The following is a 22,817-nucleotide window of genomic DNA, read 5'->3' as shown; positions in this document are numbered from 1 at the left end:
CAGCTTCTCGCCGCTGAGAAGATCACTGTCATGACCGTCTCGTTCCGCATCGACCGAATCCTCGGAGACCGTCCCTTCGCCGAGGTCGGTGCTCCAGCTCTGGCCGTCGATGACGAGAGCCGCGGCCTGTTGGCAGTGGCAGGCACGCGCATGGCGGTCGCCGGCGTACCCGACTTCGGCGATATTGCGCCTGTCGGTGTCTACGGCACCGATGATCTGGCCTGCCGGGCCCTGCTCCGTGCGCGGTATGCCGTACATGCGATGGCGTTCCATCCCCGGCTCCCCCTGCTCGCCGTCGGTACAGGCGACTACGACGGCGGTTACTTCTTCGAAGGGGAACTACTCCTTCTGGACCTGGAGACGGGCAGGAGCACATCGCTCATCGAGCACGAGCTCGGCCGCCAGGTCTTGGGCCTGGAGTGGCTCAGCGAGCAGGAACTACGTGTGCTGATGGCACCGTATGACGACTGGCAGGACGAAGACGCGTGGAGCGAAGGGCACGTCGCGGTAGTGCGTCGGCCCGACTGGAGGGTCGTATCGCCACGGTCGATCACCGGATACGACCTGGCCGGACCACGAGTAGCGGCCCCACGAACCGACTGTCGAGAGGACGCACGTCAGAGGGTCTCCAGCCTGACCAGGGAGTGGGACCCGCGATGCAACGTCCGCGCAGTCGAGGAACTGTCCGACGGCAGGATCGTGGCGACCCTCGACGGAGTCCAGTTGGAGGCCTGGCTACCGTCGGGGGAGCGGCAGTGGGCTGTCCGGGACGACGGTGGCGGCCGCGACCTCGTCGTAGCCGCAGATGAGCGATCGGCGTGGGTCGGTCTGATGCGGCCCCCGTGGGAGGAGCGTGCTCAGGCCGTGGTCCGACTCTCGCTCCGGGACGGGGCGCAGCTGGACCACCTCACTCCCACCGGCATGGTGTCCGTGGTGCGATGTGCTGACGGCCTGCCCGCCCTTGCGCCCGCCGGCAAGCACGGCGCGCGGAGCAGGTTGCGGATCCGGCGTGGCAGCCGGATCTACTTTCTGGAAATGGTTGCCACGAAGGGCGGGCAGAAGCCCGGATCAGGCAAAGCCTGGCTGTCGGCAGCGGAACCGAGGGGCATACCGGTCGCCGAACGTCCGCGTGAGCCGAGGAAGGCGGAGGTCCGTCACGTGGCTCCCCACTCCTGGACGCCTGGCGAGACACACTTCGCCGGCCCCGGCGTGGAGACCGCCGACGGCGACCTGGTCTATGCCGGCACCGTCTACCACGGCCACGGGTTGCAGCCAGGCGGATCGTTCGTCGTACGGCGCGCGGTGGCCGGCGAAGAGCCGATGTGGGTCTTCCGGACAGACCGGAAGGCCACGGACCTCGACCACGACACGGAGTCCGTCTACGTCACATACGACGACGGCGAGCTCGTCATACTCGGTCTCCATGACGGCAAGGTTCGCCGGCGCCGGCACCTGGCTGTCGCCGGCGTGCCCGTCGTGGCGACGGCGCTGACCGTCGCCGAACCCGGCCGCCTGCTCATCGGTACCACTGACGGGCGTCTCCTGGACTGCTCGACTTTCCAGTAAGTGCAGGAAGCGACCCAACGTCTCCGGACCAGAGAATTCGGTGTGGGGGCGAGTACGCGCCACCTTCGATCGAGCCGAGCGCCCAGACGGGCGGGAAGGACCTCCCATGCGGCCCGGGCCTGTCGAGTTCCTCGACGCACAACGGATCACCTTCGTCGAGCATCCTCCACCGGCCCTGTCACCGCGGGAGCGGGTAGAAGTGGACCGCCTCTGGGCGGAGACGAAGGCCCTCAACCCCGCCACCTTCGACGGCCCCCTCGTCGCGAGCCTGGGCATCGACCGGCCAGGGACCGGCCCGGCGGTGTTGCGATGGGCCAGGATGACGTACCGGCACCGGGCCCTGCGGAGACTGCGGCCGGCCGAAGAGGTCCCCGGGTCTGTCTTCGTCACCGTTCTGCTGCCGACGGAGGCCGGACTCGCGGTCGGACGTGGATCCCCCACCACCGCGGCACCGGGCCGTTGGAGCCTCCCCGGCGGCTCGGCGGAACCACCTTCGGCCGGCTGCCTCCTGGACATGGAGTCACTCCGTCGGCATGCGGTCCGCGAACTGACCGAGGAGCTCGGTGTTCACTCCGCGGAGGAGGAGCTGCGACTGTGGGGCCTCACCCGTGGGACACGGTTCGGCAGCCTCGGGTTCCACTTCCTCGCCCCGCCCGTGCCCAGCGCGCTCGTGCGACGCCGGCATGCGGAGCTCACTGTGTCGGAGACAGAGCGGGGAGAGGCACCCGAGCTCGATGAGATCACCTTCGTACCCTCGGCCGAGCAGGCTGCCTGCCTCGGCTCGGGCGCGGACTACCTGAACCAGGTCCTGGGCCGGTACTTCTCCACCTGAACCGCAACTTGGGCTCCTTTCTCCGTCGCCGCATCCTTCCCCCTCGCTTCGGCACGACGAGCCGCTTCCAGGACTCCTCGTCACGCAATCAACCGTCTGAGGTCACTGGATCAGCGACAGGTCCGACAGAGATGGCCAACCCAGGCATGACCAGGCGCCTTCTTGACCTGAAGCATGATTGAGGTTCTAGCGTGTCTCCCACTTGATCATCTGACGACGGGAAACACGCCCATGATCCTCGTGACCGGAGCCACTGGAAACATAGGCAGCGCCCTGCTGAAGGAGCTGCACGCACGCGGGGTCGGGCCCCTGAGGGGGCTCACCCGCGATGCCTCGCGAGCCGTCTTCCCCGATGGGGTCGAGGCCGTGGAAGGCGACTTCACAGAACCCGTGTCGTTGGAGCGCGCACTGGAGGGGGCCCGCTCACTGTTTCTCGTGTCGCGTCTGGGCTCGGACGCCGACATCCTCGAAGCCGCCCGGCAGGCGGGCGTGGAGCACGTCGTACTGGTGTCGTCCATCACCGTCCAGACCCACCCGCACCTCGGCCCCGCCGGCGAGAACCTGGCGGTGGAGGAGCTCCTCAAGGCAAGCGGCATGGCCTGGACCATCCTGCGGCCGACGCAGTTCGCATCGAACGCCCTGATGTGGGCCGCTTCCATCCGTGACCACGAGACCGTCCACGCGCCGTACGCCGAGACCGCGCTGCCAACTATCCACCCTGCCGACATAGCATCGGTGGCACGCGTGGCACTGACCGAACCCGGCCACCACGGACGCACGTACCCCTTGACCGGCCCAGAGCCTGTGACCGCCCGACAGCAGGTCGAGGCCATCGCCGCAGCACTGGGTCGGGACGTTCCCTTCGTTGAGATCAGCCGCCGGCAGGCCCGCGCCCAGATGGCCGCGGTCTTCGGGCCCGAGGCCGCGGACGCGGTGCTCGACGTCACCGGCGGAGACGTGAACGACGAGCTGCTGAGGGTGCGCGACACGGTTTCACAGGTCACCGGAACGCCCGCCCGCCCGTTTCGGCAATGGGCTTCTGAGAACGCCAACGCCTTCCGTTGAATCGCCTCGACCTGAGGTACGCGGTTCCAGGGGGTACGCCGACGGATCCGGAACTCCCACATCCAGCTCCCGCCGGCGACCAGGACGCCCGGCACCCAACAGAAGCGGCCCCCCCCCCCTGAGGCCCGCGACACCACCACCCGACGCGCCTCCGGCCCAGGGCCTGTCCGGCGGATCTTGCCGGGGCGAACCGGTGAACGGAGGAAACGAGAAAGCTCCTGACCCTTTGTCCTGGTCTTCGAAGCAGGACGTAACCTGGCGGCATGTTGCTGATCCACGACGGGAAGACCACCGCCGACGCGCCCGTCCCGCGCACCGGCGGCGTCCCGCTCGTTCCGGAGGGCTTCGTATGGCCCTCATGCCGCGAGTGCGATGGGGCCATGCAGTTCCTCGCGCACCTGCCGCTGCCGTTCGGCGTGGCGGCGGTGTTCTTCTGCCAGAACGACCCGGGTATGTGTGACGACTGGAGCGCCACTGCCGGAGCCAATGCCGCCTTCCTTTTCGACGGCGAGCGGCTCTCCCCGGCCGCCGTTCCGGCCGAGGGTGAAACGGATCTCGGTGCGGTCACCGCTCTTCGCCTCCACCCCGAGCACACACCGGCCCTCGAACGAGTTCTGGGGCGACTGGGCGGCGAACCGGACTGGCTCCAGGGCGACGAGACCCCCGTCTGCCCTTCCTGCAGCGTCCGAATGACATTCGCCGCGGAACTGGAGGAGGGACACGACTTCGCCACCTCGGCGAACTTCGGAGGCGGCGGCCGTGGCTACGTCTTCACCTGCCGCCCCTGCTCCAAGGCCGCGTTTCTCTGGCAGCGCTGATAATCCCGTCACCAAGGCACCGTCCGGCTCGTCACGGGCGCAGCCATAACCGGACCGCTGCTGCGGTGACGGTGCCGTGGAAGACGTAGGCCCTCTTGTCGTAACGAGTCGCGACCGCACGAGAGTTCTTGAGCCGGTTGATGGTCCGCTCAACTTCGTTGCGTCGCCGGTAGCGGTCGCGGTCGAAACCGATGGGCCTGCCGCCCGAGCTGCCTCTGCGTCGGCGGCGTCGGCCTGGACCGCGTGCAGGATCCGGTCCGAGGTACCGTCCGTCGACCAGCGGCGATGCCGCTCATAGACGGTTTTCCACGAGCCGTAGCGTTCTGGCAGGTCACGCCACGGGACACCGGTGCGGATTCGGAACAGGATCCCGTTGACCACGGTCCGGTGGTCGGTACACCACCACCCCGACCACCCATTGGTGGCAGGTGCGGCTCCAGCAGCGACCACTCGCGATTCGTCAGATCCCCCCGGCCCACGACCCACTCAACGAGCCACCGGTCAGACGGTCACATGATCCGCCGGACAGTGCCCGGGCCGGGTCATCGGCGTGTCCCACTCCCTTTGCAGCGCCGCCACGAGGTCTCGCAGTGCGGGCACATCTCGGAGATCATCCACACCCATCCAGCCGAAGCGCGCAAACCGCGTTTGCGTTTATAGCGCGTCTGCAATTATTGTTTCAGCACGTAAGGAGCTCACTCAAGCAATCACGGAAGGGTGGAGCCATGCCGCTCGCACTCCTCGCCCTCGCAGTCGGGGCCTTCGGGGTAGGGACGACCGAATTCGTCGTCATGGGGCTACTCCCCGACATCGCCGCCGACTACGGCGTCTCCATCCCCACCGCCGGCCTGCTGGTCACCGGCTACGCGCTCGGCGTCGTCGTCGGTGCGCCGCTGTTGACCGTCCTCGGCAACAGGGTGAGCCGCAAGCACATGCTCATGCTGCTCATGGGCCTGTTCGTGGCCGGCAACGTGTTCTCCGCGCTCGCCCCGAGCTTCGGGATGATGCTGACCGGCCGTGTGATCGCCTCACTCGCCCACGGCTCGTTCTTCGGCATCGGCTCCGTCGTCGCCGCCGGCCTCGTCGCGCCGGACAAGAAGGCCGGCGCCATCGCCACCATGTTCACCGGGCTGACCGTCGCCAACATCGTGGGTGTGCCGCTCGGCACCTTCATCGGGCAGGCGGTCGGCTGGCGCACCACCTTCGCGGTCGTCGCCGCACTCGGTGTGGTCGGGCTTCTCGGCATCGCCAGGCTGGTGCCCGCCATGCCCCGTCCCGAGGGGACGCACCTGCGCCGGGAGCTGAAGGCGTTCCGCAATCCGCAGGTCCTGCTCGCCATGGCGATGACCGTGCTCGGCTTCGGCGGTGTCTTCGCCGCGATCACCTACATCGCACCGATGATGACCGAGGTCGCCGGCTACTCCGAGGGCGCCGTCACCTGGCTGCTCGTCCTCTTCGGCGTCGGCATGTTCCTCGGCAACCTGCTCGGCGGCCGGTACGCCGACCGTGCCCTGATGCCCCTCCTGTACGCGACCCTCGGCGGGCTCGCGATCGTCCTCGCGCTGTTCACCGTGGTCGCCCACCACAAGATCCTCGCCGCGATCGCCATCCTCCTCGTCGGGGCGCTCGGCTTCGCCACGGTGCCGCCGCTGCAGAAGCGCGTCCTCGACCAGGCCCACGGCGCGCCGACCCTGGCCTCCGCCGTCAACATCGGCGCCTTCAACCTCGGCAACGCGCTCGCCGCCTGGCTCGGCGGCATCGTCATCGCCGCCGGCTTCGGCTACACCGCCCCGAACTGGGTCGGCGCCGTCCTCGCCGCCGCCGCTCTCGGCCTCGCCTTCTGGTCCGCGGCGCTTGAGCGGCGTGCCCCCGCGGCCGCTGCCGCCGACGCCGAGGCCCGTACCCCCGTCCACGCCTGAGCCCCGTCCCCCACCGCACAGCACCCCGAGGAGAAGCACCATGAGCACCACCGCCGTCACCCCGCTGACGACCGCCGACGCCGAGGTCCTGATCGCCGCCGCACGCCGCGCCGCCGAACAGGACGGGGCGACCGTCAGCGTCACCGTGCTCGACGCCGGCGGGCACCTGCTCGCCTTCCGCCGCGACGACCGGGCGGTGCTGATCTCCGGCGAGACCAGCACCCGCAAGGCGTACACCGCCCTCCAGCTGAACGCCCCCACGGCCGACCTGGTCGAGCTCGTCAAGCCCGACGGCCCGTTCCACTCGCTGCCCACCGCCCTCGACCGGCCGCTGCTCTTCATCGCCGGCGGTCTGCCGGTCCACCGCTCCGGCCGGCTCATCGGCGCCATCGGCGTCGGCGGCGGAGCCCCGGAGCAGGACCACTCCTTCGCGGCCGGCGCGGTCGAGGAGCTGGCCCGGTGACCCGGGCCGTGAGCCCGTAGGCGTACGGGCGACCGGCAGCCTTCAGGAGCGTGTCGCGGTCCTGCACCCGCCGTCGGCGGTCCCCGTTCCCTCGGTGATCGCCGTACTGCGGTCGTACGGGTCGACGGTGGCGCCGTCGGTCGTGTCGTCGCCGGCCCGGTCGGTGCCGAACTCGGGGGCGAAGTAGCCGGTGTGGTTGTCGCAGCCGCCGTTGGTCATGTCGACCTTGTACGAGACGAGGGAGAAGGTGCCGGGCTCGGTGATGATCTTCGAGGGGTCGTCCCAGTTCAGGACCACCTCGCGCCGCACGATCGTGCGCACGATCTCGTCGCCGCCGCCCGCCGCCGCCCGTGCGACCGGGTACACGTAGGTGACGTCGGTGGCGACCTGGAGGGCGCCGCGCTCGCCTTCCCGGTAGGTGATCCGGCCGCGGGCCTTGACCACGTCGCCGACCAGGCGCGTGCGGGACGTGTCGAAGCGGCTGAAGAGCAGAAGCGGGTCGTTCTCCGCGCTCGGTGCGGAGAACGCGGCGGCCAGGTACTCCTTGACGTCCCGCTGGTGCGGGTTGATCAGGGCCATCGCCTCCGTGGGGCGCGCGCCGCCCAGCACGGCCGGGTCCAGGCTGGACGCGGCGAGGAAGTCCCGGGTCTGCCGGAGGGCCTTCTCCACCTGTGCGGTGTTCATCCAGCCGGTCGCCCGGGCGGCCGGGACGGTGATCCCGGCCGTTCCGTCCGCCCAGCGGGCGGCGGGCGAGCCCTTGAACGGCTCGTCGAGCGTGGGCTGCCGGGCCGGCTCCACGGGCGGCGCCTGGGTCGGGCGCTCCGCCTCCTGGGCGAGCGGCGGCCCTTGCCGCCCCTCACCGTCGGAGGAGCCGATCAGCTGCCACGGGTCGAGCGCCACGACGAGCAGGCCCACCGCGGCGAGGAGCCCGACGACGTACCAGCCCTTCCTGCGCCGGGGCCTGGCCGGCGTGTACGTACGCCATCCCTCGGCCCCGGCGGGGGCGTCGCGCAGCCGGTCCGCCACGACGCGGGCGCGCGCCGACGGCTCCTTGGGCGCGTCCGCCACGCCCTCGACGGAGTCGCGCAGGAACTGCTCCCACACGTCGTCCGGCACGGACGAACCGTCCCGTTCCCCACCCGCGTTCACTCCGCACTCCTCGCCTCACGCGTCGTTTCGGCCCCTCCCCCGGGGCCCCCGCATGATCGCACAGCGGTTCGTGAGCGGTCCCGCCCAGGTCAGGTCCTGTGCGCCACGGTGGGGCCCTGGGCCGGCGGCCGTCAGCCCGTGGTCGGGGTCCAGCCGTCGAGCCAGTGCGCGGTGTCCTGCGTGGTGGCCTGAGCGTCCGTCAGGTGCGGGCGGTCCGGACCGGACGGGCCGGATCCGGGGCCCGTGTTGCGGTACTCGGCGAAGCGGTCGTCCTTCCAGGAGAAGCCGCTCATGTCGGTCCAGGGTGTGGTCCTGACGGCGGCGCTGAGGACGCTGTCACGGACGGTGGTCTGCGGGTCGAGGGTCGCGTCGCCGCCGGCGTGCCAGGGCCTGCCGAGGTAGAAGGTTCCCGCGGCGACGTCGCCGTTCACGGTGGAGCGCGTGATGAGGAAGCCCTTGCGGCCGGCCGGGGTGCTCGGCGCCGTCACATAGCCGGCGGAGGTGCCGTTCCAGCGCTTCTTGAGGGTGAGGACGGACCTGTCGATCACGGCGGTGGCGCGGCCGAAGACGAAGTCGACGTTGCCGATCACATAGGAGCCGGTGACGTACACCCGGCCGATCCTGTCCTTGGCGGCGGTGTCGAGGAGGAGGGTGTCCTGGTCTCCGGTGACGATGACGCCGTCGAGGACGATCCGGTCGGCGGCGGTGCGGAGGGCGACGGCCTGGTGGCCGTTCAGGTTCTGGTTCGCGGCCTCGTCGAAGTCGTTGGAGATGGTGAGGTTGCGTGCCCGGAACTCGTCGGCCTCGACGGCGACGGTGGCGCTGCCGCCCGTTCCGTACGTCCCCGAGCCGTCCGGCTTGGTCATGCCGGAGGCGTGTCCTTCGACGATGACCGTGTCCTTGCGGCTGCCGCCGGTGCCCTCGATCGTGACGTGGGGCTTGTTCGAGGGGATCTTGACGGTCTCTCGGTAGACGCCCGGGGCGACCCGGATCACGACGCGGGAGGTGTTGCCCGCGGGGACGGCGTCGACGGCCTTCTGCACGCTGGTGAACCGGCCGCTGCCGTCCTTCGCCACGGTCAGGGTGGTGGCGGCCGCGGAAGGGGCCGCGGCAGGAGTGGTGCCGAGGGAGGAGCGGGGGCCCGCACCGGACTTGAGCAGCGCGGGCACGGCGGCCGTGGGGTCGAGGGTGTAGGGGTAGTAGGCCTTGGGGTCGAAGGCCGTTCCGCCGCTCTCGTTGCGGCCGGTGGTGCCGGAGAAGACGTTGCCTCGCTGGACGAGGGTGGCGGTGGAGTCCTTGATCACCGGGTTGTTCACGCCCTGGAAGACGCTGTTCTCCAGGACCATCCGTGTCCCGCCGCGCGCGTAGTTGCCGTAGGACGAGGTGATGGCCGTGCCCGCGTCGTCCTGGAGCAGGTTGTTGTAGAGGTGGGCGTGGGCGACGTTGTCGGTGGACGGGTTGCGCTGTGCGGTCTCGCGGAACCAGTTGTGGTGGATGGTGAGGTCGGCGGTGACGTTGTCGGTCCAGCCGATGCCGAAGGTCTTGTTGTTGTTGCCCAGCCTGTTCCAGGACACGGTGACGTACGTCGTGTCCTTGCGGCTGTCGATGAGGCCGTCGGCCATGTGCCGCAGGTCGTTGTGGTCGATCCACACGTGGTGCGCGCCGTCCATCTGCACGGCGTCGAAGTCGTGTTCCTTGTCGTTCCAGACGCCCTGGTACGCGTCACGGATCGTCAGGTTCCGGATGATCACGTTGTGGACGCCCTGGCCGAGGAAGAAGCCGCCGCCGACGATGTGGCCCGAGGTGCCGGATCCGATGATGGTCTTGTCGGACGCGACCTTGATCTCCTTGCCCGTGGGGTTCACGGTGATCGTCCCGGCCACCACGATGACGTACGGCTCGGGTGCGGTCGCGTACTTCTCCAGTTCGGCGAGGGTCCTGACGGTGACCGTCCTGCCGTCGCGCCCGCCGTACGTCCCCTTCTGTCCGAGCGCGTCGACCGAGGCGAAGCCGTCGGCGGCGGCACGGGCCCACGCGGGCGCGGGGGTGTCCGCGGCCTTCGCCTCGGGCCGGGCGTCGCTGCCGAACACGCCGAACGCCGTGCCGTACGCCAGGACCCCCGCCGCGGCGAGCGCGGCGGGGACACCGATCACCAGGGCCTTTCCACGCCTGCGGTGTCGCGCCCTGCCTCGGGTCTCGGTCATGTCGTGGGTCCTTCCGTCCGTGGGGGTGCCCGCCCCGGAAAGGGGCGGGCGGACGGTAGTCGCCGCGGCGGGCGCGAAAGGTTGCCGCCGTCCGTGAGGTGTCAGGCGTACGGGTCGAAGGCGATGCCCGCCGGTTTCGCCTTGGCCAGGTGGGCGGCGAAGTTGCCGTCCTTCAGGCCGAAGACGGCGCTGCCGAAGTCCGCCTGGCTGAGCCTGTCACGCAGGCCCGCCGGGTAGCCGTTCCAGCCGACCAGGCTCGGGAACTGCCAGGTGTGCTGGTGGTTCTCCGGCGGTTCGTCGTTGGTGTTCGCCGGGCGGAAGCAGTGCGTGCCGATGCCGTCCTTGTGGTAGACGATCTTGGGGTGGGTGCCGTCCCAGCGGATCCGGTCCCGGCTGTTGACGGCGAAGGAGCCGTGGGCGGACGTGGAGACGTACTGCGCCTGGTCGTTCCGCACCCACACGACGACGTGCTCCCAGTCGTGGCGGTGTCCCCCGAGGCCGCTGCCGGCGACCGCCTGGTCCTTCTCGAAGTACAGGGCGTAGAGGATCGCGCACCAGCCGTTGTTGCACTTCGAGCGGGAGTAGCCGTTGGTCTGGGTGAGGTCCCAGGAGTCACGGCACTGGCCGTTGAGGGCCCCGGAGGGGTTGAGGCCGCCGTTGATCGCCCCGTCGGGCCCGATCGCGGGCGTGGGGTAGCAGCCGTCGGTGTCGTAGTCGTAGGCCGGCTGGAACGTCTGCTCCAGGCCGTCGGCGTTGGCCGGCAGCGCGGGCGGAGGCGCGGCGAAGGCGCTGCCGGGCAGGGCGATGATCAACGTGAGGGCGCCGGCGAGGGCGAGCGCGCCCCGGCCGGCGTACGCCTGTGTCTTCACTGTGTCCCCTGGGTCGGGCGGCATGATGCGACAGCGCGATTTTGGCATGCACGGTTCATGAATGGAGGAACCGTGCGTGAACTCGGCGCATCGCCGCCGCCACCGGCCGACGTGCGTGCATCAGCACATCGCCGCCGCCAGCCGCCGACGTGCATGCATCAGCGCATCGCCGCCGCCACCAGCCGCCGGACCTCCTCGACCGAGACGGCTCCGCCGTTCACCAGGCGGTCGAAGACCAGTCCGTCCACGCAGGTCAGCAGGGTGACGGTGCGTTCGCCCGCGTCGGCGAGGCCGCACGACGCCAGGAACTCCCGCACGACTCCGATGGCCGCGTTCTCGCGCGGCACGAGGATCTCCCGCAACTCCGGGTGGTGCACGCTCTCCAGGGCGCACGCGTAGCGCGCGAGGGAGCGGCGGCGCCCGTCCCCGGTGAGCCGCCGCGCGGTGAAGGCGGCGAGCCCGGCGGCCAGTTCATCGGCGCTCGCGGGCACCGGCGTCCGCTCGCCCGCCTCCCGGAGCTCCCGCTGGTCGCGTTCCACCAGGCGCTGGACGAGCGCGGTGAGGAGCGCCTGGCGCGTGCGGTAGTACGCGGACGTCGTGCCGGGCGGCAGAGCGGCCGCCCGGTCGACGGCGCGGTGGGTGAGCCCGCGCATGCCGTGGTCGGCGAGGACGTCGATGGCGGTATCGGCGAGGAGGGTGCGTCGGGTGGCGGACATCCCCCCTTTCTACACCTGTAGACGGCGGGTGTAGATTCTCCTCCGGTTCTTCTACAGGTGTAGAAGCGCGCCGAATTCTCCAGATGCGGGAGAGGCGCCGGATGGGGCTGCGGCTGCGGCTGCGGGACGATCAACGGAGGGGAACGGGCATGGGTGGGAACGCCGTGGTGGTCGGGGGCGGGATCGGGGGACTGGCCGCCGCCATCGGACTGCGCGCGGTCGGATGGGAGGTGACGGTCCTCGAACGCGCCGCCGTCCTCGACGACGTCGGCGCCGGGATCTCCCTCCACGCCAACGGCATGCGCGCCCTTGACGCCCTCGGCGTCGGCGAGGCGGTACGCGGGGAGGCCCGGCCCCAGTACACCGGGGGCACACGCGTCCCGAGCGGCGGCCGGCTGGCCCGGATGGACGGCGCCGCCCTCGAACGGGCCCTCGGCACACCGATCGTCGGCATCCCCCGCTCCGCGCTGCACCGCGTCCTGCGGGCGGCCCTGCCCGCCGGGAGCCTCGCCGTGGGGGCCGAGGTCAGGTCCGTGGACGCGTCCGATCCGCACCGGGTACGGGTGTCCACCACGAGCGGCGGCGAGGAGCGCGTACGGGTAGCGGATCTGGTCGTGGCCGCCGACGGGGTGAACAGTCGCCTCCGTTCCCAGCTGTTCCCCGGTCACCCGGGTCCCGTCTACAGCGGCTCCACCGTGGTGCGCGCGATCACGGAGGTCCCGGTCCCCCTGGAGTCCGACTTCGAGCTGACCTGGGGCGGGGGTGCCGAGTTCGGCCACATCGTGTTCCCCGACGGACGCGCCGAGTGGCACGCCGTGTTCAACTCGCCCGTGGGCGTGCGCCATGCCGACACGCTCGCCGTGATGCGCCGCCGCTTCGGGGACTGGCACGACCCGATCCCCGCGCTGCTCGACGCGACGGATCCCCACGCCGTACTGCACCACGACATCCATGAACTGGCCACTCCCCTGCCGTCGTTCACGGTGGGCCGGGTCGCCCTGCTCGGCGACGCGGCCCATGCCATGACGCCGAACCTCGGCCAGGGCGCCTGTCAGGCGCTGGAGGACGCGGTGACGCTGGCCGCTGCACTTGCCGTCGATCCCGCTCCTTCCACCGCCGGGGCCCGTGCGGCGGACGGGATCGACGCGGCGCTCGCGCGGTACGACGTCGAGCGGCGGCCCCGCAGTCAGGCCGTCGCCCTTGCCGCCCGCCGGGCCGGCCGGATGGGCCAGCAGCTCTCCCATCCCCTCGCCGTCTCCGTACGCGACACCCTGCTCCGGGTGACCCCCTCCGGGGTCGCGCTACGCGCGATCCTTCGGCACGCCGACTGGACTCCCCCGCGCCTGGGCTGACCCGTACGGGCGGGCAGGACCCGGCGGGAGCGGTCCCGACCGGCGAAATCGATAGACGATACGTTTCGTCTCGCCTAGAGTGGCCGTCATGACCGTCACCGCGTCTCCCGCGCACATCGCCATGTTCTCCATCGCCGCCCACGGCCACGTGAACCCCAGCCTGGAGGTCATCCGCGAACTCGTCGCCCGTGGCCACCGCGTCAGCTACGCCGTCCCCGCGTCCTTCGCCGAGAAGGTCGCGGAGACCGGGGCCACGCCCGTCGTCTACACCTCGACCCTCCCGACCGACGACGATCCCGACGCCTGGGGCACGGAACTGATCGACAACATCGAACCGTTCCTCGACGACGCCGTGGAGGCCCTGCCCCAGCTCGCCGCGGCCTTCGCCAAGGACCGGCCGGACCTCGTGCTCCACGACATCACCGCGTACCCGGCCCCCGTCCTCGCCCACACCTGGGGCGTCCCCGCCCTCTCCCTGTGGCCGAACCTCGTGCCGTGGGAGGGGTACGAGGAGGAGGTCGCCGAGCCGATGTTCGCCGAGCTCAAGGCGTCACCGCGCGGCAAGGCGTACTACGCCAGGTTCGCGTCCTGGCTCGCCGAGCACGGCGTCGACACCCACCCCGACCGGCTCATCGCGCGCCCGCGCCGCGCGCTCGTGCTCATCCCGAAGGCACTCCAGCCGCATGCCGACCGGGTCGACGAGTCCGTCTACACCTTCGTCGGCGCCTGCCAGGGCGAGCGCGCCGAGCAGGGCACGTGGCAGCGGCCGGCGGACGCGGAGAAGGTGGTCCTGGTCTCCCTCGGCTCCGCCTTCACCAAACTGCCCGGCTTCTACCGGGACTGTGTCGAGGCCTTCGCCGGGCTGCCCGGCTGGCACGTCGTCCTGCAGATCGGGAAGTTCGTCGACGCGGCCGAGCTCGGCGTGCTGCCCGCGAACGTCGAAGTGCACTCCTGGGTCCCCCAGTTGGCGATCCTGCGACAGGCCGACGCGTTCGTGACGCACGCGGGCGCCGGCGGCAGCCAGGAGGGCCTGGCCACCGCCACCCCGATGGTGGCCGTCCCGCAGGCCGTGGACCAGTTCGGGAACGCCGACATGCTCCAGTCCCTGGGGGTGGCGCGGCACCTGCCGATGGAGGAGGTGACCCCCGAGCGGCTGCGGGAGGACATGCTGGCCCTGGTCGGCGACCCCGAGGTGGCCCGCCGCGCACGGGAGATCCAGGAGTCGATGGCCCACGAGGGCGGAACGCTCCGGGCCGCCGACCTGATCGAGGCCGAACTCGCGGGATCCTGACCGGGAGGGCGCGTAACCGGTCGGGTACGAGGCCGCCGTGGCGCGCGTAACCGGTCGGGTACGAGGCCGCCGTGGCCCGTCACCCGTCGTGCGCGAGGGGGCGACGGACCGCGGCGGCGGGTCAGACCACCGCGCCCGAACGGTCCCGGTCCACTCCCGCCCGCCGCCCCGGCCCGGAGCCTCCCCCGGCGGCCGGCGCGCGGGCCGGCCGCCGGGTCTCCAGGGTGACGGCCAGGGGCATCGCGGTGAACACGGTGGACGCCATGCCCAGGACCACGCCCGCGAGCAGCGCCACGGAGAAGTCGGTCAGCGAGTCACCGCCGAGGACCGCGAGCGCCACCAGGACGAAGAGCGCCCCCATCCCGGTGTTGACCGTACGGGGCAGGGTCTGGGCGACGGCCCGGTCCGCGAGGTCGGGAAGCGGGACGCCACCGCCTCGGCGCCGCAGTTCCCGCAGCCGGTCGAGGACGACGACGGAGTCGTTGACCGAGTAGCCGACGACGGTCAGGAGCGCGGCGAGGAAGACGCTGTCCACCGGCCTGCCGAGCCAGGCGAACAGACCGACCACGAGCAGTACGTCCTGGGCCATCGCCGCCACCGTCGCCGTCGCGTACGTCCAGCGGAAGCGGACCGTCAGATAGAGGAGCTGGGCCCCCACCGCGAGGCCGAGCGCGAGCAGCGCGTGGGTGCGCAGCTCGCCGCCCAGGCTGGGGCCGATCAGGTCGTCGCGCTCCACCTCCACCGGGCCCGCGACGCGGGTGAGCGCCTCCCGGATCTCGCTCTGCTCGGCGTCGCCGGTCTCCCGGACGCGTACCGACACGTCCCCGCCGTGGGACGCGCCGTCGGACGCGCCGTCGCCGGTCGTCCGTACGACGGCGTCGGGGAAGCCCGCGCCGGCGATCGCCGCACGCGCCTCGTCGGCGTCGACCGGTCGTTCCGCCGTGTACTGGACGACCCGGCCGCCGGTGAACTCGACGCCGAACTCCAGGCCCCGGACGCCGATGCCGGCGAGCGCGACAAGGAGGAGTCCGGCGCAGGACATCAGCCAGCGGCGCCGGTGGGCCATCAGCCGCGGGGCGCGCCGGGTCAGCCGGGTCCGCAGCCGGCCGAGGCCGGCGATGCCGGTGACGGCAGGCCTCCTGCGCACCGCGGGCAGCCGCAGGGTCAGATCGGCGAGCAGCCGGGTGATCACCATGGCGGTGAGGAGCGAGGTCACGACGCCGATGGCGAGGGTCACGCCGAAGCCCTTGACGGGGCCCGTGGCGAAGACGAACAGCAGGCCGGCGGCGAGCAGGGTGGTGATGTGGGAGTCCGCGACGGCGCTCCACACCTTGCCGAAGGCGGTCGCGAGCGGGCGTCGCGGATCACGCACGGCGGTCCGGCCGAGCGCCGCGTACTCCTCCCTGGCCCGTTCGAAGACGAGGACGTTGGCGTCGACGGCGATGCCGACGGCCAGGACGAATCCGGCCAGGCCGGGCAGGGTGAGCGTGGCCCCCAGGGCGACGACGGCTGCGTACGAGATCAGCCCGTAGAGGAGGAGGGCGGCCGTGGCGAGGACTCCGAGGAGGCGGTAGATCACCATGACGAGGACTCCGGTGCAGGCGAGTCCGATCATCGCGGCGAGGGCGCTCGCCCGGATCGCCTCGGCGCCGAGCGTCGGTCCCACGGTGCTCTGCTCGACCGTCGTCACCGGGACGGGCAGCGCGCCGCCCTCCACGAGCGCCGCGAGGTCGCGGGCCTCCTGCGCGGAGAACCCTCCGGTGATCTGCGCGGAGCCGCCGCCGATGCCGGCACCGCAGGGGACGCCGGACTGCATGCCGGGCGCGGAGACGACGCGGTCGTCGAGCACGATGGCGACCCTGCGCGCCGGGTCGCCCGGTGCCGCGCAGGCCGCGTCTCCGGTCAGCTTGGCCCAGGTGCCGGCGGCGCGGTCGCGGAAGGAGAGGTCGACCGTCCAGCCCCGGCCGTTGGTGGTGTCGAGGACGGCGTCGGCGCTCTTGACGCCGTCGCCGGTGAGCGCGGGCGCGGCGAGGGCGAGGAAGCGTCCCGGTGCGTCGGGGTCGGCGAGGACGCGCGTCCCGTTCGGGGTGGCCGCTCCCGCGGGTCCCCGCGCCTCGCCGGTGACGGCGTGGAAGGTGAGCTGCGCCGTACGGCCGATGACCTCGGCCGCCTGACGGGGGTCGCGGAGTCCGGGGAGTTCGACGACGATGCGCCGTTCGCCCGAGCGGGCGAGCGAGGGTTCGGCGACGCCGAGGCCGTCGACGCGCTTGCGGAGCACCTCGAGGGCGCGGTCGGTCGCGGCGGCGTCGGCGCGTGCGGTGGGTCCGTCCTCGGTCTCGAGGACGATGCGGGTTCCGCCGCGGAGGTCGAGTCCGAGACGGGGCGGGGTGGTCAGGGCGATCCAGAGGGAGAGCGCGACGACGGCGAGCGCGAGCAGCGCGCGCCAGAGCGCGGAACGAGAGGACACGGGTACTCCACAGGCAGCGCACGGCGACGGCGGGCGTCCACCCGGAGGGCGGGAACGCTCGCCGGCCGTGCCGGGCGTACGGTCGGATACGCGTCGTGGACCGGTCCGTGGGCATGCCGATGGCCCGGACGGCGACGCGGGGAGAACGTCAGCTGTGCCGGGTGGAGGGTGGGCCGCGGGGGGCTCGCGGGGCACGGGGCCCGGCGGGCGGTGCGCGCTCCCTGCGGGGATCGCCGGCGAGGACGCCGCGCGCGGGGAGGGAGAGGTCGGGGGGAACGGTGCCGGTGGTGACGGGCGTTCCCGGGATCCGTACGGGGTTCTCCACGGCCGCCGGGAGGCGCACGACGGCGGTGGGCGCGAAGTGCGGCTCGGGCGACGCGGCGCGCGGAGGGCTGTGAGGAGAACTGTGCGGAGAGCCGTGAGCGGGGCTGTACAGGGGAGCGTGGTGCGCGGCGCCGGGGGCGGGAGCGGTGACCGTGTGGGGCGTCGGGCCCGGGCCCTGCGCCGCCGCCGGGGCCGGGAGCACGAGGAGGGACCAGATCGCGCAGAGCACCGCGGGCAGGAGGGTCGCGAGTCGCCGCGCCGAACGTCCCACTGTCGCTCCCCCTCCCCTGGTCCGCCGATCCGCTCGTGGGCCCACCCTAGACCGGCGGGGCGGCGACTCGGCCACCGAGCCCCGTTTCCAGGCCGGTTGGGTACGGCAGCTGAGTACGCGTGCTCATGTGGGGTGCCGTGCGGTCTCGCACGATGTGGGGGTCAGCTTCGTCCTCGGACCCAGGGGGCCCGTCCGTGCTCAGCCGTCTCGCCGCCCATGTCGTCCCGTTCTTCGGGCGACTGACCGTCACCGCCGACCCGGAGGCCCGGATCGAACCCGGCAGCATCCTGGTCGTGAACCACACCTCGACGGCCGACCCGGCGCTCGTCCTCGCCGCGCTGCGCAAGCGGCTGGCCGTCGAGCCGGTCCTGCTCGCCACGTCCGGGCTCTGGCGGGTCCCGGTGCTCGGCCGGCTCCTGACCCGCGAGGGCCATGTGCCCGTCCACCGCAACTCTGCGCGTGCCGCCGCCGCCCTCGACCACGCCGCTGTCGCGCTCGCCTCGGGGCGGCACGTCATGCTGTACGCGGAGGGCCGCATCCCCCCGCGCCCCGACTCCGCGGAGAATCCGCCGGAGGCGTTCCGCACGGGGCTCGCCCGGCTCGCCGGGGCCACCGGGGCGCCGGTCGTGCCGATCGGTCAGGCCGGGGCGCGCCGGATCACCTCCGGCGGGCGGGTGAAGCAGATCGCGGGGGTGCTCACGGCGCCCGTCCGGAGACCGGGTCTGCACGTCCACATCGGGACGCCGCTGCGGCTGCCCGCCGACGTGGCCGCGGCGACGGCGCTCGCCCACGGGGCCGTCACCGAGGCATGGCGTACGGCGGCCGGGGCGCTCGGCGAGCCGGCGGCCCGCGACTGACGGACGACGGGCCCGGTCGCCGGATCACCGCGCCGCCACCGACTCCCCCGCCCCGCCCCTCCCACGCCCGCGTCGCCCCCGCCGCGACGGCCGTTCCCCTCCGGGCCGCACGGGAGTCGTGCCGGGTACTCCCGCTGTTCCCGAACGGCGTTCTACGATGCGGGGGTTCGGCGTGAGCACGTGGAACCGGCGTCAGGGGGAGGCGCGATGGCGGAACGACTCGTACGAGCGCAGGACCGCGTACCGGAGGACCTGCCGGGCGGGGTGCCCCGTGACCTGCCCGGCGGAGTGGAGCTGTACCACCTGAGGCCCGACGGCGGCATCCTGCTCGCCGACCGGGAGGGACGCCGGGAGCTCGGTCCCGAGCGGGAGTTCCTGCGGTTCATCGACGACGGGCAGTTCGCCCACTACCTGGTGGGGGACGCGGCCACCTCGCCCGAGCGGCCGTCCAACGCCACCGTCAAACTCGGGGTGGTGGGCCCGCGCAGCGCCTTCACCCCACACGCGCACGGCGGTGAGCACTTCGTCCTCAGCCTCGGTCATGCCGCCTGCGGGCTCTACGACGAGGACCGGGCGCGTGTCGTCGACGTCCCGCTCGTCCCGGGCATGCTGATCCGGATCCCGGAGATGATGCCGCACTCGTTCGCCAACCGCGCCGACGTACCGCTGACCATCCTCGCCGCGAACACCGGCTACGGCATCGACCACGAGGACTACGCGATCACCGCGGCCGAGGCCGAGCGGCGGGCGGAGACGTCCTCCGGCGGACCGGGCGGCCGCACCGCCCTGGCCGCCGGAGCGCTCACCGACCACAAGGCCCTGGCCGCCGCGCTCCGGGACATCGAGCGCGCCCAGCGGGTCCACGGCATCGCCGCCACGACGGTACGGGAACGCCTTGCGGCCCGGCTGCGCCGGATCGCGGCCGCGCTGGAGGTGGCCCGGTGATCTGCCCGCACTGCGAACGCGACCTGCTGCGCAGGGAACGCACCGGCAACCGCTGCAGCCACTGCGGGCGCCCGTACGCCCTGGATCCCAAGACCAACCCGCTCGGGCTCAACGACCTCCGGGTGCGCCGGATCACCGCCGTGCTCACCGACGAGGGGCGCATCCACATCGTCCCGGACCAGCTGTGGTACGCCCTCTCCCGCAAACGCCTCAGCGACACCGTGTACGCGCAGGGCTGCATGGCCGCGGCGGGCGTGGTGGGCGTCATCGCGACCGTCGCGGCCCTCGTCAGCGGGGTCCCCCAGGTGCTGCTCGTCACCGCCGCCATGTTCCTCGCCGGCCTGGGCATCGCCGTGGCGCGGGCCTCGGGCGCGGGCAGGGGCATCCCGCCCGTCCCCCGCGAGGCCTTTCCCGCACAGGTGCTGTCCGAGTGGCGGAAGGTGTACGGGGCTCTGCCGCCCGGCGTGCTCGACACCCAGGGGTCCGCAGGCGGTACGACGGCGGGGACGAACGGCGACACCGGCGGTACGGCGGCAGCGGCGAGGAATGGCGGCGCCGTGAACAGGGGCGTCGTGAACGGGGGCGCCGTGAACGGGGTCCTCGTCTGTCCCGATCCCGCCGTCGTCGCCTTCCTCGTCGCCGACGGCCTGCCCTCCCGGTACGGCCTCATCCTGGCCAGGGACCCGGAGGAGGCCCGCGCGATGCCGACCGGCGGTCCCGTGCTCGTGCTCCACGACGTCGACGCGTACGGCGAACTCCTCGTCCGCCGGCTCCGGGACGCCCTGCCGGGACGCGTCGTCGTCGACGCCGGACCGCCGCTGCGTACGGTCCTCGCCCTGCCGCAGGCCGTACCCCACCGGGCCCCGGGGCGGAAGCCAGGCCCTGAGCACATGCGGCTCCTCGCCGGACTCGGCACGTACACCCCCGAGGAACTGGCATGGCTCGGGAAGGGCTGGAGTTTCCCCCTCGTCGGGCTGCCTCCTGCCCGGTTGCTCGGTGTCGTCGAGCGGGTGGCGGGTCAGCTCACGCGCGGGCTCGACGCCGACCTGCGGCGGGCGGCGGACCTGGGTTTCCTGAGCTGGCCGGAGGCCGCGGGACCGGACCCGGTGGGTGGCCGGTGATCTGCCCGCACTGCGCCGCGGGCCTCACCGGCAAGGAGCGGACGGGGCAGGTCTGTTCGCGCTGCGGCCGTCCCTTCGCGTTGGACCCGAAGATCCACGGCCGGGGCATGAACGACCTCCGGATCCGGCGGATCGCCGCGCTCGCCGGCGACGACGGCCGTCTGAAGGTGACCGTCACCCAGCTCTGGTACCTCAGCCGCACGTACAGCGGAACCTGGAAGCCGTCGCCCGCGCGCGGGACCAGGCCCGCCGTCCGGTGGCTTGTGGCCCTGCCTCTCGCTCTCCCTCTCTTCTTCCTCTCGGCCCGCACCGACGGGATGACGGCGACGGTCAGCGGTGCCGCCGCCCTCGCCCTCCTCGGGGCGGCCGCGTTCTTGAAGCACACGCGCGCGCGGCCCGGCGGGTCGGTGATCACTCCCACCGAGACCCGCTTCCGTCAGCTGATGGACGGCTCCTGGCGGACCGCGTACAAGCGGCTGCCGCCGGGGGTGGTGGACGACGGACCGCGCGCCCCGGCGCCACGCGAGTCCCCCGTCGCGCATCATCCGGCGGCCGTCCTCCTGTGCACCGACCACGCGGTCGCCGTGTTCCTCCGGGCCAACGGCATTCCCGGCCGTCTGAAGGCGCGCCTCGTGGAGGCCGAACCGGCGGCCGCGCACGACGCCCTGGTGGACGTTCCCGGCCGGCTTCCGGTGGTGGTGCTGCACGACGCGAGCGCCCTGGGGGCGTTGCTCGCCCCGCTGCTCCGCCTCGCCCACCCGGACCGGGTCGTCGTGGACGCCGGCCTCCCGGCCGCCGCGGTGCGGAGCCGCCCGGGTGCCGTGCACCGGGTCTCGGCCCCGCCCGCCGTCGACGCCGAGGAACTCCGCTCGGTGGCGGGCCTGTCCGACGAGGACGCCGCCTGGCTGGCGCGGGGGTACTGGAGCCCGCTCGCGGCCGTCCCGCCGCCCCTGCTCGAGTCCGTCGTCGTCGCGGCCGTGGAGCGGGCGCTGACCGCACGGGCCGCCGGGCTCCGCGACTCCGACGGCTTCCTGACCTGGCCGGCCGAGGTGCCGACGCCGGCCGGTGAGACGTCCCGAGCGAAAGGCGCCCCGGCCGGATGAGCCAGCGACACCTCCCGCCCACCGGCCCCGCGGTCCGCCGTCAGGGCCCCGGACTCGCCGTCCGGCTGACCGAGCAGGCGATCACCATGGCCGCGGTGCGCGCCGCCGCACCCCGCGGACTGCGTTTCACGGAGCGCCAGCTGTACTACGAGACCTGCCGCGTCCTGAGCCCCGGCTCGGCCCTCCTCCGCCGGATCCCCGGCACCCCCGCGCCGGTCCTGCGCCTCTCCTCGTACACCCGCGCCCTGGACGCGCGCGGCCGGGAGACCGTACCGGGACTGCTTCCGGACGCGCCGCCCGCCCCGCGCCTCCCGGACACGGGCGGGCCGTCGGAACCGGACCTCCACGACTACGGGCTGCCCCGCCTGCTGCTCTGCCAGGACCGCGCGATCGCCGGAATGCTGCTCGCCAACCATGTCCATCTGGAGGCGGCGTGCCCGGTGTTCGCCGCCGACGACGTGCTGCCGCTCGACCCGAGGCTGCTCGCCGCCCTGGAGCGGGCCGGTGGCGCGACCGTGCACGTCCTGCACGACGCGAGCCCGTCCGGGGTGGCGCTCCCGGCGCGTGTCCGGGCCGGGCTCGGGCCGGTGCCCGGTGTCCGGGTGGTCTCCCTCGGCCTGGTGCCGCGGCACGCGGCCGCCCTGCGGCTGCCCTCGGGCCGCGGCCCGGCGCCAGGACCCGACGGCCTCGCGGCATGGCCCGCCGCCCTGCGGCCGCGGGAGGCCGACTGGCTGGCGGGCGGACGCTTCGCCCAGCTGGCGGCCGTGCCGCCGGCCCGGCTCGTGCGGACGGTCCTGCGCCTGACCCGGGGACCACGACCGGCCCGCGACTCCCTCCGGAGCGGCCTGCGCGGACTGCGCGGGACCGGCTTCATGACCTGGCCCGCCGCGTGACCCGTCCCGGCGCTCCCTCCCACAGACCCGAGGTACGCACACCATGATCCGTCCCGAAGAGATCGGCTACACGGACGAACTGCTCGCCGACGGCACCGTCCACCGCACCTACGAGGACGGCCTGGAGGAGTGGCGGCGCCGCTCCCCCGACCGGCCGCACCTCGTGTCATGGCACGACAACCGCGGTGCGTCGGGCACCGACGAGCTGCTCGGCGACCGCATCGTCAAGCGGACCCTCTCCGACGGCACGGCCACCTACGCCCGGGACATCGGCTACGGCCGCACCCTGTGGGCGCGGGGCGAGAAGGTCCTGGTCAACCGGACGTCCTTCGGCGGCCGGATGGGCGTCGTGCTCGCCGGTCTCGGGGTGGCGACGCTCGCGATCACCGCCGCCCAGCTGCCGCCGCTGAGCCTCTCCCCCGAGCAGGAGGAGGCGCTGCGGCAGCAGCAGGCACAGGCCGGCCAGTCCTCCGGCGGCGGAGGAGACAGCGGCGGGGGCGATGACGACGGCTCCGGCGAAGGTGACGGCAGCGACTGGGACGCGAGCTGGGACGGCGGCGAGGACGCCTGGAGCGACGACGACTTCGGCTGA

At 72.8% G+C, this 22,817-nt stretch carries 20 protein-coding genes and 1 pseudogene; 14 read left to right on the top strand and 7 right to left on the bottom strand.

All coding sequences use genetic code 11. The features are described from left to right. Positions 1 to 30: 30 nt before the first annotated feature. From ACZ4VK_RS09895 to ACZ4VK_RS09880, 4 genes are all read left to right on the top strand, one after another. Positions 31 to 1,566, top strand: coding sequence for a PQQ-binding-like beta-propeller repeat protein (locus ACZ4VK_RS09895; protein ID WP_468350347.1), 1,536 nt, complete (start codon positions 31 to 33; stop codon positions 1,564 to 1,566). A 106-nt stretch (positions 1,567 to 1,672) separates the two neighbouring features. Further along, positions 1,673 to 2,398 (top strand): NUDIX domain-containing protein, encoded by a 726-nt coding sequence (locus ACZ4VK_RS09890; RefSeq protein WP_468350345.1) that lies wholly within the window; start codon positions 1,673 to 1,675, stop codon positions 2,396 to 2,398. A 231-nt stretch (positions 2,399 to 2,629) separates the two neighbouring features. Then, complete coding sequence (locus ACZ4VK_RS09885) at positions 2,630 to 3,463, top strand: NAD(P)H-binding protein (protein ID WP_468350343.1); 834 nt, start codon at positions 2,630 to 2,632, stop codon at positions 3,461 to 3,463. A 263-nt stretch (positions 3,464 to 3,726) separates the two neighbouring features. Next, entirely contained in the window at positions 3,727 to 4,281 is a 555-nt protein-coding gene (locus ACZ4VK_RS09880; RefSeq protein ID WP_468350341.1) for a hypothetical protein, read from the top strand. A 31-nt stretch (positions 4,282 to 4,312) separates the two neighbouring features. Here ACZ4VK_RS09880 and ACZ4VK_RS09875 read toward each other — a convergent pair. Continuing rightward, positions 4,313 to 4,760, bottom strand: a pseudogene (locus ACZ4VK_RS09875) (transposase). A gap of 246 nt (positions 4,761 to 5,006) precedes the next feature. Here ACZ4VK_RS09875 and ACZ4VK_RS09870 point away from each other — a divergent pair. Further along, complete coding sequence (locus ACZ4VK_RS09870; protein ID WP_468350339.1) at positions 5,007 to 6,200, top strand: MFS transporter; 1,194 nt, start codon at positions 5,007 to 5,009, stop codon at positions 6,198 to 6,200. 40 nt (positions 6,201 to 6,240) lie between these two features. After that, on the top strand, positions 6,241 to 6,663 hold the full coding sequence (locus tag ACZ4VK_RS09865) for a GlcG/HbpS family heme-binding protein (protein WP_468350336.1): 423 nt from the start codon (positions 6,241 to 6,243) through the stop codon (positions 6,661 to 6,663). 42 nt (positions 6,664 to 6,705) lie between these two features. Here ACZ4VK_RS09865 and ACZ4VK_RS09860 read toward each other — a convergent pair whose 3' ends face one another. The 4 genes from ACZ4VK_RS09860 to ACZ4VK_RS09845 form a co-directional block, all read right to left on the bottom strand. Continuing rightward, entirely contained in the window at positions 6,706 to 7,812 is a 1,107-nt protein-coding gene (locus tag ACZ4VK_RS09860; protein WP_468350334.1) for a hypothetical protein, read from the bottom strand. Between the two features lie 131 nt (positions 7,813 to 7,943). Further along, complete coding sequence (locus ACZ4VK_RS09855) at positions 7,944 to 10,016, bottom strand: pectinesterase family protein (protein WP_468350332.1); 2,073 nt, start codon at positions 10,014 to 10,016, stop codon at positions 7,944 to 7,946. A gap of 101 nt (positions 10,017 to 10,117) precedes the next feature. Next, a complete protein-coding gene (locus tag ACZ4VK_RS09850; protein WP_468350330.1) occupies positions 10,118 to 10,885 on the bottom strand; it encodes an NPP1 family protein in 768 nt (255 codons plus the stop codon). 158 nt (positions 10,886 to 11,043) lie between these two features. Next, the gene (locus ACZ4VK_RS09845) at positions 11,044 to 11,601 is read right to left on the bottom strand and encodes a TetR/AcrR family transcriptional regulator (protein ID WP_468350328.1); all 558 of its coding nucleotides are present in this window, start codon (positions 11,599 to 11,601) and stop codon (positions 11,044 to 11,046) included. Between the two features lie 149 nt (positions 11,602 to 11,750). Between ACZ4VK_RS09845 and ACZ4VK_RS09840 the strand changes: the two genes are divergently transcribed. Continuing rightward, entirely contained in the window at positions 11,751 to 12,953 is a 1,203-nt protein-coding gene (locus tag ACZ4VK_RS09840) for an FAD-dependent monooxygenase (RefSeq protein WP_468350325.1), read from the top strand. A gap of 88 nt (positions 12,954 to 13,041) precedes the next feature. Continuing rightward, a complete protein-coding gene (mgt, locus tag ACZ4VK_RS09835) occupies positions 13,042 to 14,244 on the top strand; it encodes a macrolide-inactivating glycosyltransferase (RefSeq protein WP_468350323.1) in 1,203 nt (400 codons plus the stop codon). Between the two features lie 121 nt (positions 14,245 to 14,365). On the opposite strand, the gene secD is transcribed toward mgt, so the two are convergent. Both secD and ACZ4VK_RS09825 read right to left on the bottom strand, forming a co-directional pair. After that, positions 14,366 to 16,711: a protein translocase subunit SecD gene (gene secD / locus ACZ4VK_RS09830; protein ID WP_468350321.1), complete on the bottom strand. Its 2,346-nt coding sequence runs from the start codon at positions 16,709 to 16,711 to the stop codon at positions 14,366 to 14,368. A 148-nt stretch (positions 16,712 to 16,859) separates the two neighbouring features. Then, entirely contained in the window at positions 16,860 to 17,306 is a 447-nt protein-coding gene (locus ACZ4VK_RS09825) for a hypothetical protein (protein WP_468350319.1), read from the bottom strand. A gap of 194 nt (positions 17,307 to 17,500) precedes the next feature. Between ACZ4VK_RS09825 and ACZ4VK_RS09820 the strand changes: the two genes are divergently transcribed. The 6 genes from ACZ4VK_RS09820 (at position 17,501) to ACZ4VK_RS09795 (ending at position 22,817) form a co-directional block, all read left to right on the top strand. Continuing rightward, positions 17,501 to 18,163 carry a lysophospholipid acyltransferase family protein gene (locus tag ACZ4VK_RS09820; RefSeq protein ID WP_468350317.1) on the top strand — a complete coding sequence of 221 codons (663 nt, stop codon included), beginning with the start codon at positions 17,501 to 17,503 and terminating at the stop codon, positions 18,161 to 18,163. A gap of 207 nt (positions 18,164 to 18,370) precedes the next feature. Continuing rightward, complete coding sequence (locus ACZ4VK_RS09815) at positions 18,371 to 19,108, top strand: cupin domain-containing protein (RefSeq protein ID WP_468350315.1); 738 nt, start codon at positions 18,371 to 18,373, stop codon at positions 19,106 to 19,108. Continuing rightward, entirely contained in the window at positions 19,105 to 20,229 is a 1,125-nt protein-coding gene (locus tag ACZ4VK_RS09810; protein WP_468350313.1) for a hypothetical protein, read from the top strand. Before ACZ4VK_RS09815 ends, ACZ4VK_RS09810 begins: the two co-directional genes overlap by 4 nt. A 107-nt stretch (positions 20,230 to 20,336) precedes the next feature. Further along, positions 20,337 to 21,332, top strand: a complete 996-nt coding sequence (locus ACZ4VK_RS09805) for a hypothetical protein (RefSeq protein WP_468350311.1) — start codon at positions 20,337 to 20,339, stop codon at positions 21,330 to 21,332. Further along, positions 21,329 to 22,225: a hypothetical protein gene (locus tag ACZ4VK_RS09800; protein ID WP_468350309.1), complete on the top strand. Its 897-nt coding sequence runs from the start codon at positions 21,329 to 21,331 to the stop codon at positions 22,223 to 22,225. The genes ACZ4VK_RS09805 and ACZ4VK_RS09800 overlap by 4 nt, the downstream gene beginning before the upstream one ends. Positions 22,226 to 22,268: 43 nt before the next feature. Next, on the top strand, positions 22,269 to 22,817 hold the full coding sequence (locus ACZ4VK_RS09795) for a hypothetical protein (RefSeq protein WP_468350307.1): 549 nt from the start codon (positions 22,269 to 22,271) through the stop codon (positions 22,815 to 22,817).

This window comes from Streptomyces sp. NPDC028711 (assembly GCF_055565415.1).
The sequence above is the reverse complement of the archived record's forward strand: the minus strand, read 5'-3'. Positions and strand labels throughout refer to the sequence as shown.